Below are 12128 nucleotides of genomic sequence, written 5' to 3'. Positions count from 1 at the left end.
ATATAAAATTTATTCCCCTAAATATGGTACTTCTTCTAATCTGGGGTTCGGACGGTATTTACGCCCATATTTTGCTGAATGTGTGCCATTTAATAAAACATTATCCCCTGTAAATCCATAATTAACAGACAATAAGTTTCTTCCGACACCATACATGTCTACAGGTACATGTTTCGCTTCGAAATCAAGGATTCTTTCTTTATTAAATCCACCACTGACAACAATTTTCACATAATGAAAGCCTTCTTGATCTAAAGCTTCTCGTAATGCAAAAACAAGTTCAGGATTTACTCCACGCGGATCAAATGTACCTAATACATGTTGATTACGTAAAAAATATTTATCCACTAAGGTGTTCGATGTATCCAATCGAACAGCTTTTAATTCTTCCTTAAATGCTCTCGCTACTTTCAATGAATCTGTAATCACATCATTGTTATAATCAACGAGTGCCATCAATTCATCCTCTGGGAAAGTTTCTTTGTATGCTTCTGTTGCTGCAACGATATCACCGCGGAACATCTGAATAAGGGCATGTGGCATCGTCCCCATTCCTTTTTTGCCCCACCATTCATTCATCGCATGTGTCGCTTGTGCCGTTGACCCACCGATAAATGCTGCATATCCATCTCCCGCCTGTTGTGTATAATGGTCATCACGGTCCCCCATGAAAATAATCGGCTTATTTCCAGCCGCTTTTACAACATTATATACATTCGTTGCGACAGATGTTCGTCGGGATAAAATCCCATCGATGATACCTTCTAAATAACCGAAATATTGATACGGACCTGTCACCGTTAAAACTGATTCGAATGGAGAAATTTTATCGCCGTCCTTTAACGATTTAATTTCTAATTGTTCTGGATGGTCCGCAAAAGTATGTAATAAAGCAATCACTTCATCTGTTCCACACAATACGGCATGGTCTTTTTGAAAAAATTGCATCGTTACAATATTGTCTGGATGATATTTTCCAACGATTTCTCTCGTTTTTAAAAAATAGACAGCTGAAAACCAACCTTCTCGAATACGTTCATCAAATTTAAATGTTTTATTCGTTAATCGATCAATTTTTCCTTCTAGTTTTAATTCTATTTCTTTCATAACAGGAACTCCTCGTATATTTTATTGTTCTAATTGTGCTGTTGAAATTAAAACTTCTCGCGGTTTAGATCCGTTTTGTTCGGAAACAATCCCTTTCATCTCTAAAGTATCGATTAATCTAGCTGCACGATTATATCCTATTCTAAACCTTCTTTGTAATAAAGATGTACTCGCTTGATTTTGAGAAACGACAAAATGAATAACTTCATGCAATAATTCATCTTCTTCCTCTTCTTCGACATCAAGCAATAACTGTTCTTGTTCAAATAAATAATTCGGTTCTGCGATCGTTCGCATGTATGTGGCAACACGATCTACTTCCTCATCTGAAACGAACGGTCCTTGTAATCTTACACTTTTGTTTGCCCCATTTTCAACAAATAACATATCCCCTTTTCCGAGTAGTTTCTCTGCCCCTACTGAATCAAGCATCGTACGAGAATCTACTTGCGAAGAAACACTAAATGCAATACGTGTTGGGATATTCGCTTTAATTAGTCCTGTAATGACGTCTACAGAAGGTCTTTGTGTTGCAATGAGCAAGTGAATGCCACATGCACGTGCTTTTTGTGCAATACGACAAATCGCATCTTCAACATCTTGAGGAGACATCATCATTAAATCTGCTAGTTCGTCAATGACGATGACAATAAATGGCATCTTCTCATCGTCTTTTCCTTGTTGTATCATCTTTTCATTATATTTCGTAATATTTCGTACCCCTGCTTCCACGAAACGTTCATAACGACTATCCATTTCTTTCACTGCCCATTTCAATGCCATCGTCGCAGCTTTTACATCTGTAATAACTGGTGAAATGAGATGTGGGATGCCGTTATATGGAGCAAGTTCCACCATTTTTGGATCAATGAGTAAAAATTTCACTTCTTCATAGTTCGCTTTATACAATAAACTTAATAAAATGGTGTTAATACAAACACTTTTCCCTGATCCTGTCGCACCTGCAATAAGGCCATGTGGCATTTTACCGACATCTGTAATTAACGGTTCCCCATCAATTGTTAGCCCTAATGCGATAGATAATGGCGACGTTTTTTCTTTAAACTGCTTCGTTTCTATTAATTGTTGTAAAGTAACAATTTTTGGAATACGGTTTGGCACTTCAATCCCAATTGTATTTTTCCCTGGAATCGGTGCTTCAATACGTATATCTTTCGCTGCCATATTTAATTTGAAATCATCCGCCAAATTTCGGATGCGGCTTACTTTCACCCCTAATGCTGGTTGAATTTCAAATCGTGTCACAGCAGGTCCTTGTGTAATATGAACGACCTTTGCATCGATATTAAAATGTTCTAACGTTTGCTCTAACAATATTTGTTGTTCAATCACCCAATCCTCATCATTCTCTTCTTCTTCCATTGGGTCATTTAATAAATAATCTGGAACAGCCTTATAAGGTTTCTGTACAGAGGAGGTTACGGTTTTATGTGCCTCTATAGAATTTGCTTCTGTTCGTTGTGCAAATGATGGCGTTGCTATCGTTTCTTGTTGGATCGGCTCGATCATTGGCGGATCCTTTTCTACAGGCAATTCGTATTCTACTTTTTCCTCTACCTCTTCCAGCACGGATGGCGCTTCTTTGTCCATTGTACGACCTTCCATCATAGACGATGTTTCCACTGCTGGCATTTCATCTTGTTCATCCGTGATTTGTTTTGCTCGTTCTTCTTGCAGTGGTTCGATGGTCTCTTTCACTGGAAAAACGGGCTGTTCAGCGCTTTTTTTTTCCTGTTCTTGTTCGACAGTTCGTCGATTGAATATACGATCTAACTCTTCATGACGCGTATGTTTGGATAAATCTATTTTGTTTACCTCTTCTACCTGTTCCACTTCATTTTCACTATGTTGAACCAGTTCTTCCTTATGTGGCACACGGTCTGTTCGCCTTCGCATATATGCAGGAACTTCTTGTAAAGTCCTTTCCGATATATTCCGCTTTTTTCGTTGTTGCGTGCGCATATGTGTGGGACGTTTTGTGCCATTTGTTTCTGTTTTTCGCGTTCTTTTACTACTCGCTCGTTCTCCCTTTTCTTCTCCTTCATCTGGAATGACTGGAAAAGGAAAAGTATGATTATTTTTCGGATATTGATACATCACTTTCACATCTTCTTGTAAATGTTGATCCATCGTTACATTTCTTCTATGTGTGGAGTGATTGGTTCCGTTTTGTTTCGGTGTTTCTTCCTCTATCTCCACATATTCTTCTACTTCAACCTCACGGAAGAAAATATTACTTACTCGTTTTTTCCAATTTTCCCACATGTTTTCACCTGCATTTCTTCACATGGAGTATTCTATTCATTTTACCAAGAATTCTACCATTTTACCAAATCATTTTTTACTATTTGGTTTGTTTTTCGCCAATATAAAAATTGGTTCCAGTTTATCGCCGTCATAAATGAATGGTAACGACGTGATTGGAATTCTACCTTCTGCAAAAAACTGCATCGTCATCTGTGCAAGAATGTCATATCCTGTATCATTTTTTATATCTGCAACGATCAGCACATCTTGATGTGGTACAGCAACAGCAACTTCACCAATACTTTTTTCTAACATTTCATCTAAAAAGGATTCTTGTAAAATTCTGCTTGCATCATATCCATCTTGTAATGCGACAAAATGAAAGTCATTACCTTGTACGGTATCTGTTTTGTAATCGAAACGGATGGAACGTAAATTAAATAAGGCATTTTCATGGATTCTTGCCTCTGTCCATCCTTCGTTCTGTAACATTTCTTCATCAATTAAACGATAGGACTTCCCAATATCTAACGCATAAAAAATGCGTGTTTCTGCTGTATGTTCTTTCGTAACAAGTTTTTTCCCATCTTTCATTTCTGTTGGAAAAGAGGTCGAACGAATGACTGGAAAAATGCCTTTTTCGTTCCCAGCTAATGTATATGTCCGGTTCATCATTGCTAATGCTTCTTCCACGTGAGAAACTAGTTCATCCACCGCTTCTTCCCCACGTTCATTGTATTTAGCAATCACTGTCGGTAATGCAATGGAAAGTCCTTGCTTCGACTCCTTCCATTCAATACGAAATATATCTTTATCACGATCAAAAGACGTCCGAAATGCGTCTGTTTTTAACTTTTCTTCTAATAGTCTTTTCATTTTTAAACTAGTCATTTTCATTTTTAAAGCCTCCAAGGAACTTTTTTGAATAGATTGGTTCCATTATCTTTTCCATTTTACCACATTTTGTGCAAATGATTAATTAACTTCTCTTTTATCCCCCTGATGTAACGGGTTTTCCCGCGAAATGACACTACCGTTGTAAAAACTTCCTTTTCTTTCATCCAATAACATTTTTTATAGGATGGAGGGGAATTTTTTTCCAGTATGCTTGCATCCTATCATTTTCTCCATAGTATGTCACATTTTTACACGATTTGCTTAAAATCGGCGAGATATTGTAATTTTCTTACTATTTTTAGTATAATGTCCTTTGGAGGGATGTATTATGGAACTGACAGTATATTTAGCTGGTGAAATACATACGAACTGGCGCGAAACATTGAAAGAGAAGGCAGCAGAAAAAGGATTGCCTTTGACATTCGTTTCTCCACAAACAGATCATGACCGTTCAGATGATATTGGAGAAGCAATTCAAGGAAAGCAACCAAATAAATTATATCGAGATGAAAGAGCATCCGATGTCAACAATTTCCGTACACAAGTAATGTTACAAAAAGCAGATGTAGTAATTGCGTTATTTGGCGAACAATATCGTCAATGGAATACGGCGATGGATACAGCAACGGCGCTTACATTGAATAAGCCGACCATCATTATTCGTCCAGAATCATTAATCCATCCGTTAAAAGAACTATCGAACAAAGCAAATGTAACGGTTGAAACAGTCGAACAGGCAATAGATGTATTAGCATACGTGTATGAATAAAAATAAAAAAGTTGGGCCTTTTCAAGTATTCTCTTGAAAAAAGCCCAACTTTTTTATGCTTTCTCGTGCAAATATTGTCCATATAACAAGGTGACGACTTGTGCGAACATTTCTTGACGGTGTAATAATCCGTTCGTAAAAATGCCAATCGCCCCTTCATGGTGTCGTATATCATGTCGCTTCGTATAGGCATTCATTAACTCGCTCAATTCCGTGCCATTTTTTAACGGTTCAATAAATGCATCTGGCAAGCGAACACGTGCCCCACTTGCGTGATAGATGTCTCCTTCTGGCGTTAGAAGTGTTCCCCAATTACAAACATACAACTTCCCTAATGTTAGGATGACGCCCCCTTCTAGCCCGACACCGAAGACATGTTGCTCCATCCTTTGTGCATGTTTCGCTCGATTCATTGCCCCTTGCAATGTTTCCTCATCACCGAATGGCTGTGCGGCCACATCTGATGGGACATCTGCCCCGATCACGGTTGCTTCCGTAAAAACATCGGCCACCGCTTGTACTTTCGTTCGATTTTTTGATCCTACGATGATTTTCATTTTTTTAACCTGCTTATCGTTGACGAATCGCATCGACCGTTGCTTTGTCTGTCTTTTTGACCAATGTAACTAATAATTCTTTCGCTGCCGCATAATCATCGACATGAATGATAGAGCTGGACGTATGAATATATCGTGAACAAATACCGATAACCGCAGATGGTACCCCATCATTTGCCGTATGAACACGCCCTGCATCTGTTCCACCAGGTGAGACAAAATATTGATATGGAATATGATTTGACTCTGCTGTATCTAAAATAAAGTCACGCATGCCATGGTGGGTAATCATCGTACGGTCTTGAATACGTAATAATGTTCCTTTTCCAAGTTGTCCGAACTGTTCCTTATCTCCTGACATATCATTTGCAGGGGAAGCATCTAATGCATAAAATATATCCGGTTTAATCATATTTGCTGCCGTTTGGGCCCCACGAAGTCCCACTTCTTCTTGTACCGTCGCCCCGGCATACAATGTATTCGGTAACTTTTCTCCATGCACTTCTTTTAATAATTCGATGGCAAGTCCACAACCATAACGATTATCCCAAGCTTTTGCCATAATTTTTTTCTCATTTGCCATCGGTGTAAATGGACAAATCGGTACGACCGTATCTCCCGGTTTCACGCCAATTGCAAGTGCATCTTCACGGTCATCTGCCCCAATATCAATTAACATATTTTTTATCTCCATCGGTTTTGCACGAACAGCTTCTGTTAAAAGATGCGGTGGTATGGAACCAATCACTCCTGTAATAATGCCTTTGTCTGTCATAATTTGGACGCGTTGTGCAAGCATAACTTGATTCCACCAACCACCTAAAGGTTGGAAACGTAACATCCCATTTTCTGTAATTTGTGTAATCATAAATCCGACTTCATCCATATGCCCTGCGACCATCACTCGTGGCCCTTCCCCATGTCTGACTCCAAATACACTACCTAAATTGTCATAAACAAGCTCATCCGCATATGTTTCTAATTCTGTCGCCATAAATTCACGAACACGCACCTCATCTCCTGGTGCTCCTTGTAATTCCGTTAACGTACGAAACATTTCTAACGTATCTTTTTGCATCCTTTTCACTCACTTTCTTTATCTCTACTCTAATTTTACACATAATTTAACTATTTTGTCATACATTTGCTATGAAACGATTGATTTTATCATGTATAATGGAAAAGGAAGGAAATTAATTTCGAGGTGAAAAAATTGAAGCGTAGAAATATATTAATTGCTGCTGGAATTGGTGTTGTCATTGGCTACTTATTAAACAACAATGCGAAAAAACTTACTCCAGAAAAAGCGTTAGAAACAGCGAAGGAAACATTCCAAAAAAATGGTCCAATCAATGGGTCATGGATTTATATGAAGCCGAAACGTTTAGAGAAAAACGGCATCATATATGATACGTATCGTGGTGGGATTAGCCGCAATATTGACGGTGAAAATAAACAATTCGATTTTTACATCGATATCGAGACTGGTGCCATTATCGACGCAGAACCAGTCGTCGCATAATATAAATAATAGAAAGGTTGGCAAAAGAACTTGCCAACCTTTTTTCTTACATAAGCGTGATTCTATATTATATCGAGCGAAACACCTATTTATTCATACGCATGTCTCGTACGTTCGATTTGTTCCACGACATTTCCAGCTGGATCAAATTTTATGGCACGATAATATGCATCATGGTAAAACGTATACCATGCACTACGCTCATACCCGTACGCCATCCACTTTTCCTTTTCATGTACAGAAGTCACTGGATAATCATCGTAAGCCATTGCCCATAATTTGTTTTGATGTCCATGTGTTGCCATTAAATCGGCCATATGTATAAAACAATCATCTCCATCTTCAAACAATAAAATAGCATGTCCATCACTATGTCCACCTGTGTGAATCATTTTCAGTTCATCTGTTATATTTATTTCCCCTTGGAATGGTTGTACTTGATCTACGATAGGCTCCCAGTTCATTGGCCAATAAGTATTAATCGAGCGAATATTCGGGTTACGCATTTCATTCCATTCCACATCCGACGTAAAAATTGGCACGTCAGGGAAAATCGATTCATACGTGTCTCCTACTTTTTTCGTTAATCCACACGCATGGTCAAAATGTAAATGAGTCATTAAAATCGCATCGATATCGCTTACATGTAAACCGACTTTTTGTAAGTCACGTTCTAAAAACGATTCTTCTAATACCCCAAAATTACGTAGCTGCTTCTCCGTTAGTTTGCCATTTCCCATTCCAGTATCGACTAAGAAATTTTTTCCATCGACTTGAATAAGGATTGGATCTGTACGTAATTCAATTTGGTTCTTATCATTGACAGGATATTTTCTCGACCACAATGCTTTCGGTACAACACCGAACATCGCACCACCATCAAGGAAGTTCACACCACCATTGAGCCATGTTAATGTTGCTTTGCCTACTTTTAATTGTTCCATTTTATTCCTCCTTCACATGAATAATACGTATATTATATCAAACAATGGCAAAAATACATATGAGGGGATGATAAAATGTGTCTCACGGTTCATAATCAACTAACATTATTACACGACTTATTAGATGAACAATTAATGTATAAAACCGTTGAATTAGAAGAATATCGCCAAATAAAAAAATTGGTACAATGTATAAGTTGTAATAAACAAACAGCCCAAGCATTGGAAAATATTTTACCTGAAATTTATTCCTACAGTTTAAAAGGAGAACGTGTTCAATCGTATATGGACCATATTATGACGAATGAACAGGCCATTAAAAAATGGTTGCAAACAATCAAAAAAGCAAGGAAGACTATTTCCTAGCCCCTTGCTTTAGACAAAACTTATGCTTCCTCATCAGCGACGGTTTTAAACTCGTCATCATCTTTTTCCCATTCTGGCCGTCTGACAGCGGTTGTTTGACAATGACGTAATAAAGCTTCCATTGCCTTTAATTGCACATTTTTCAATGGGGAATGTAACGCTTTTTTTTCGTCCATCCAATCTTCGTACTCATTTTTTCCGACAAGTTTTGTCTGGTATGGTGCTGTGTCATATAAAAAGTAATTGGATTCTGCCATCACCGTTTTCTGAATCGGTATATCGACACCATACTTATTTAAAATGCTTCGAACGACATGTTCTGTCCGCTTCAACGCAATAGTCGGATCAATTAATGTTGTCGTCTTTTCTTCTGTTTCCACCTTCCAAACTCTCTCACCTGTCATGACAATTCTCGCATTATGCGGTGCATCCACAATCGTCAAAATTTCAATCCCAATTGGACTAATAATAATAATTTCACTTTCAAATGGCGCATTTTTTACATAAAAAATCGGGTAATACATAATGAGATAAATATCTGGTAAACGTTGTAACAATGTTTTTAATTTTTCTTCATACATATAGTTTTTATCTGTAAAAGAAGTATGAGTAATCGTCGATGTTGCCCACTTTAATTGAAAAGGCATTAATTGATTTAAAAAATACGTAATTAACTGCTTTTTCGTCGTTGGCAATGTTCGAATGAACCTTTCTTCCAATACAGACGTCTCTTTTTTCTTAAAAAATTTCCATAAAAATTGCTTCTTTTCCGCTTTCGTTTCGCTTGCTGTTTTCTCTTCCTCATACGGAACTTGTCCCAATAATTCTAATTCATTTTCTTCTTCCCATTGGCGCATTAGTTGTTCCCAATGCTCTTGTTTCAAACGAATAAACTGTGTAGGATAATGAAAGGCTTTTGTTTCATATCTAGTTATGTAATCGAGTAATTTTACTAATTGAGCCATTTCACCCACCCTCTCATGTTATTTTAAATTTGTGTAATTGCTGCTAATTCTTCCTCTGTCAATGGGCGCATTTCCCCGATCTGCAATGATGCATCAAGTTCAAGAGGGCCAATCGTCAATCGTTTCAAATACGTTACTTCCATTCCAATCGCTTGAAACATACGCTTCACTTGATGGAACTTCCCTTCACAAATCGACAATGTAACTTCAGATGTTGCACCACTTTCCATAATCGTTATATATGCTTTTTTCGTTTTATAGCCATCATCCAATGTGACACCATCTAAAAATGTTTGAATATGTTCTTCTCGTACTTCTCCATCAATTTCCGCATAATAGGTTTTATACACTTCGTTTTTTGGAGAAGTTAATCGATGGTTTAATTTTCCATCATTCGTTAATAACATTAATCCTTCTGTATCTTTGTCCAAACGACCAACTGGTGCTAATTTATAATGCCAATACGCAGGATCCACTAAATCGATGACCGTTAAACCGTGAGCATCTTCTGTCGCTGATAAATATCCAGCCGGTTTATGCAACATCAAATATACAAATTTTTCATACAGCACTTCGACTCCATCGACTACTACTTCTGCTTTTTCTGGATCTATATGCACATTACTTTTCGTGATAACTTTATCATCGACCGTAACGAGTTTTTTCTTTAGTAATTGCTTCACATCTTTTCGTGAGCCAAAACCTGTATGGGCTAAAAACTGATCAATTCGCACGTTTTTTCCTCCTGAAGCGATTCATTATATTCATCGTACCTAATACATGTTCCATTAATGTAGACTTATACGCTAAAACTAAATAAACCATTCCACCTACTCCAACGCCAATCGCTAACATTACTGCTGCAGCAAAACGGCTCGTTTCGTACGGTAAAAATAATCCAAAGATAAATTTCATCCCCATAATCACTAAACCCATCAATCCACTAAATATAATGACAAACAATGTACGTTTCGCCGTTTGCTTATAAGAGAAAATAATCGATCGTTTAATCCACCATAAATTTAAAACGACTGCCGTTCCCACTGCTAAAGCTGTACCAAAAATCGATCCTTTCCCTGCAAACTGTTGAATCAACATAGAGTTTAAACTTAGTTTTACAATAAATCCAGCTGATAAACTAACTAATGCAAATCGTTGTTCATTAATCCCTTGTAAAATGGCGGCCGAAACAGTGAACAATGCAAATAATAATGCAACAGGTGCATACCACATTAATAAATTACCTGATACATCTAATTGATTCATCCCGAATAACGCACCATACGCCTCATAAGCTAATACAGATAAACCAACAACTGCTGGAATGACGAAAAATAAAACGATTTGCAATGATTGGTTAATTTCTTTTTCCAATTTTTTCGTATTTTGCTGTGTAAAGGACTCTGTTAAGCCTGGAATAATTGCCATCGATAAACCAATCGCAATGGTAACCGGAATCATAATTAATTTATGTCCATACATATTGATTGTCGCTAATGAAATCGTCGTTAATTCCCCAAATCCACCTAATGCCATCGCCTTATTAAAAGTAAAGGAGTCAACAGCTTGGTATAAAGGTGTCGCAATCCCAACAATCACAAATGGTCCTGCATAGGATAATAATTCAAATATTAATTCTTTATTCGAAATATAAATCGATTTTTGCTGTATCACAACATTTTCATGCATCTCATGCTTTTTCTTGATCCAATAATAAAACAATACTGCAACAGAGGCTAACGCACCAATAAAAGCCGCAAATGTTGCAACACCTACCGCAGAAACAATTCCTTTATCTAAAATTTTCACAACAACAAATGCTCCACATAAAACAAATACGATTCGAACAATTTGTTCCACCACTTGAGAAATCGCCGTCGGTTCCATCATATGATACCCTTGGAAAAACCCACGAACCACACTCATCGCGGGAATAATAATCAATGAAAAACTAATCATTTGTAACACTAATTTTAAATCGGCAACCGTACTCCCGTGCTCCGAATCGTATACATATTTTGCTGCCAACCATTCTGCACCAAAGAATAAAACAAGAAAGGCAATCATACCGGTGATCAACATTAAGATGCTACTTAACCGGAATATTTTAAATCCGACATCATAATAGCCTAAACTATTATATTTAGATACCATCTTGGAAACAGCAAGTGGTATTCCTACCGTTGATATCGCAATTAAAATCGTATATGGGTTATATGCATAATAATATAATTCTCCCCCTTGAGCGCCAACAAGTTCATTAAATGGAATGACATATACCATTCCTAAAAATTTCGAAATAAAGGCTGCTCCTGTTAAAAGAGCTGTTCCTTTTATAAGTTTATTTGACATTATTTCACCTACGTTATTTTTATTTCTACGCTAACCTAACCTATATTGTATCATAATTAAAATGACGTTCGTACTATGTTGAAGCTATCTTCATACCTAATTTTGGTTCGTATGAAAACTTCGTTATGGTTCAAACTAATATTAACTTTTAAACTAAAGGAGCATAGAGGATGAAAAAGCAACGATATATTTCTTTTTTCTGTTTTGCTCTCTTTTTCTTTTTGCTTTATTGTAATCGTTCGAGTAAGGAACAAAAAGCTTTAGAGAAAGAAAAAGATCAGATTGGACCGTTAGGGACATTTGGAATGAGTTAAATGTGACTGTGCGACATACATCATAAAAAAAGAAGCCTACAAATACAATTTGTGGGCTTCTTTACAC

13 protein-coding genes are annotated in these 12128 nt (G+C 37.1%); 4 read left to right on the top strand and 9 right to left on the bottom strand.

The window, feature by feature from the left end; genetic code table 11:
* Positions 1–9: 9 nt before the first annotated feature.
* From WKT09_RS08220 to WKT09_RS08210, 3 genes are all read right to left on the bottom strand, one after another.
* Positions 10–1107, bottom strand: a complete 1098-nt coding sequence (locus tag WKT09_RS08220) for a nicotinate phosphoribosyltransferase (RefSeq protein ID WP_340415582.1) — start codon at positions 1105–1107, stop codon at positions 10–12.
* Positions 1108–1128: 21 nt separating this feature from the next.
* A complete protein-coding gene (locus WKT09_RS08215; protein ID WP_340415581.1) occupies positions 1129–3393 on the bottom strand; it encodes a DNA translocase FtsK in 2265 nt (754 codons plus the stop codon).
* Between the two features lie 69 nt (positions 3394–3462).
* Positions 3463–4272 carry a DUF1444 domain-containing protein gene (locus tag WKT09_RS08210; RefSeq protein WP_340415580.1) on the bottom strand — a complete coding sequence of 270 codons (810 nt, stop codon included), beginning with the start codon at positions 4270–4272 and terminating at the stop codon, positions 3463–3465.
* 328 nt (positions 4273–4600) lie between these two features.
* Here WKT09_RS08210 and WKT09_RS08205 point away from each other — a divergent pair, with 328 nt between their 5' ends.
* Complete coding sequence (locus tag WKT09_RS08205) at positions 4601–5041, top strand: YtoQ family protein (RefSeq protein WP_340415579.1); 441 nt, start codon at positions 4601–4603, stop codon at positions 5039–5041.
* 53 nt (positions 5042–5094) lie between these two features.
* Here WKT09_RS08205 and WKT09_RS08200 read toward each other — a convergent pair whose 3' ends face one another.
* Together WKT09_RS08200 and WKT09_RS08195 are read right to left on the bottom strand one after the other, a co-directional pair.
* Positions 5095–5598, bottom strand: coding sequence for a DUF84 family protein (locus tag WKT09_RS08200; protein WP_340415578.1), 504 nt, complete (start codon positions 5596–5598; stop codon positions 5095–5097).
* A 13-nt stretch (positions 5599–5611) separates the two neighbouring features.
* Positions 5612–6676: a M42 family metallopeptidase gene (locus WKT09_RS08195; protein WP_340415577.1), complete on the bottom strand. Its 1065-nt coding sequence runs from the start codon at positions 6674–6676 to the stop codon at positions 5612–5614.
* A gap of 135 nt (positions 6677–6811) precedes the next feature.
* Between WKT09_RS08195 and WKT09_RS08190 the strand changes: the two genes are divergently transcribed.
* Positions 6812–7120: a PepSY domain-containing protein gene (locus WKT09_RS08190; RefSeq protein WP_340415576.1), complete on the top strand. Its 309-nt coding sequence runs from the start codon at positions 6812–6814 to the stop codon at positions 7118–7120.
* Positions 7121–7209: 89 nt separating this feature from the next.
* Here the strand turns inward: WKT09_RS08190 and WKT09_RS08185 are convergent, their stop codons facing one another.
* Positions 7210–8064 carry a YtnP family quorum-quenching lactonase gene (locus WKT09_RS08185; protein WP_340415575.1) on the bottom strand — a complete coding sequence of 285 codons (855 nt, stop codon included), beginning with the start codon at positions 8062–8064 and terminating at the stop codon, positions 7210–7212.
* A 75-nt stretch (positions 8065–8139) separates the two neighbouring features.
* Here WKT09_RS08185 and WKT09_RS08180 point away from each other — a divergent pair, with 75 nt between their 5' ends.
* Positions 8140–8430, top strand: coding sequence for a YtzH-like family protein (locus WKT09_RS08180; RefSeq protein ID WP_340415574.1), 291 nt, complete (start codon positions 8140–8142; stop codon positions 8428–8430).
* A 20-nt stretch (positions 8431–8450) separates the two neighbouring features.
* On the opposite strand, the gene WKT09_RS08175 is transcribed toward WKT09_RS08180, so the two are convergent.
* Genes WKT09_RS08175 through WKT09_RS08165 form a run of 3 tightly spaced genes read right to left on the bottom strand, consistent with a single transcriptional unit; the run spans position 8451 to position 11747 of the window.
* Positions 8451–9395, bottom strand: coding sequence for an NERD domain-containing protein (locus tag WKT09_RS08175; protein WP_340415573.1), 945 nt, complete (start codon positions 9393–9395; stop codon positions 8451–8453).
* A 23-nt stretch (positions 9396–9418) separates the two neighbouring features.
* Positions 9419–10129, bottom strand: coding sequence for a pseudouridine synthase (locus WKT09_RS08170; protein ID WP_340415572.1), 711 nt, complete (start codon positions 10127–10129; stop codon positions 9419–9421).
* Positions 10119–11747, bottom strand: a complete 1629-nt coding sequence (locus tag WKT09_RS08165) for a putative polysaccharide biosynthesis protein (protein ID WP_340415571.1) — start codon at positions 11745–11747, stop codon at positions 10119–10121. The genes WKT09_RS08170 and WKT09_RS08165 overlap by 11 nt, the downstream gene beginning before the upstream one ends.
* 170 nt (positions 11748–11917) lie before the next feature.
* On the opposite strand from WKT09_RS08165, the gene WKT09_RS08160 reads away from it, so the two are divergent.
* Positions 11918–12061, top strand: a complete 144-nt coding sequence (locus tag WKT09_RS08160) for a hypothetical protein (RefSeq protein WP_340415570.1) — start codon at positions 11918–11920, stop codon at positions 12059–12061.
* The last annotated feature ends 67 nt before the right edge of the window (positions 12062–12128 follow it).

Source organism: Pseudogracilibacillus sp. ICA-222130 (assembly GCF_037892545.1).
Lineage (GTDB): Bacteria > Bacillota > Bacilli > Bacillales > Amphibacillaceae > Pseudogracilibacillus.
Note: the sequence above shows the minus strand (reverse complement) of the source record. Positions and strands in the feature narration are given on the sequence as shown.

Coding starts and splice junctions, on each gene's coding strand:
- WKT09_RS08220 (WP_340415582.1), bottom strand. CDS start 1,107: ATGAAAGAAATAGAATTAAAACTAGAAGGAAAAATTGATCGATTAACG.
- WKT09_RS08215 (WP_340415581.1), bottom strand. CDS start 3,393: ATGTGGGAAAATTGGAAAAAACGAGTAAGTAATATTTTCTTCCGTGAG.
- WKT09_RS08210 (WP_340415580.1), bottom strand. CDS start 4,272: ATGAAAATGACTAGTTTAAAAATGAAAAGACTATTAGAAGAAAAGTTA.
- WKT09_RS08205 (WP_340415579.1), top strand. CDS start 4,601: ATGGAACTGACAGTATATTTAGCTGGTGAAATACATACGAACTGGCGC.
- WKT09_RS08200 (WP_340415578.1), bottom strand. CDS start 5,598: ATGAAAATCATCGTAGGATCAAAAAATCGAACGAAAGTACAAGCGGTG.
- WKT09_RS08195 (WP_340415577.1), bottom strand. CDS start 6,676: ATGCAAAAAGATACGTTAGAAATGTTTCGTACGTTAACGGAATTACAA.
- WKT09_RS08185 (WP_340415575.1), bottom strand. CDS start 8,064: ATGGAACAATTAAAAGTAGGCAAAGCAACATTAACATGGCTCAATGGT.
- WKT09_RS08180 (WP_340415574.1), top strand. CDS start 8,140: ATGTGTCTCACGGTTCATAATCAACTAACATTATTACACGACTTATTA.
- WKT09_RS08175 (WP_340415573.1), bottom strand. CDS start 9,395: ATGGCTCAATTAGTAAAATTACTCGATTACATAACTAGATATGAAACA.
- WKT09_RS08165 (WP_340415571.1), bottom strand. CDS start 11,747: ATGTCAAATAAACTTATAAAAGGAACAGCTCTTTTAACAGGAGCAGCC.
- WKT09_RS08160 (WP_340415570.1), top strand. CDS start 11,918: ATGAAAAAGCAACGATATATTTCTTTTTTCTGTTTTGCTCTCTTTTTC.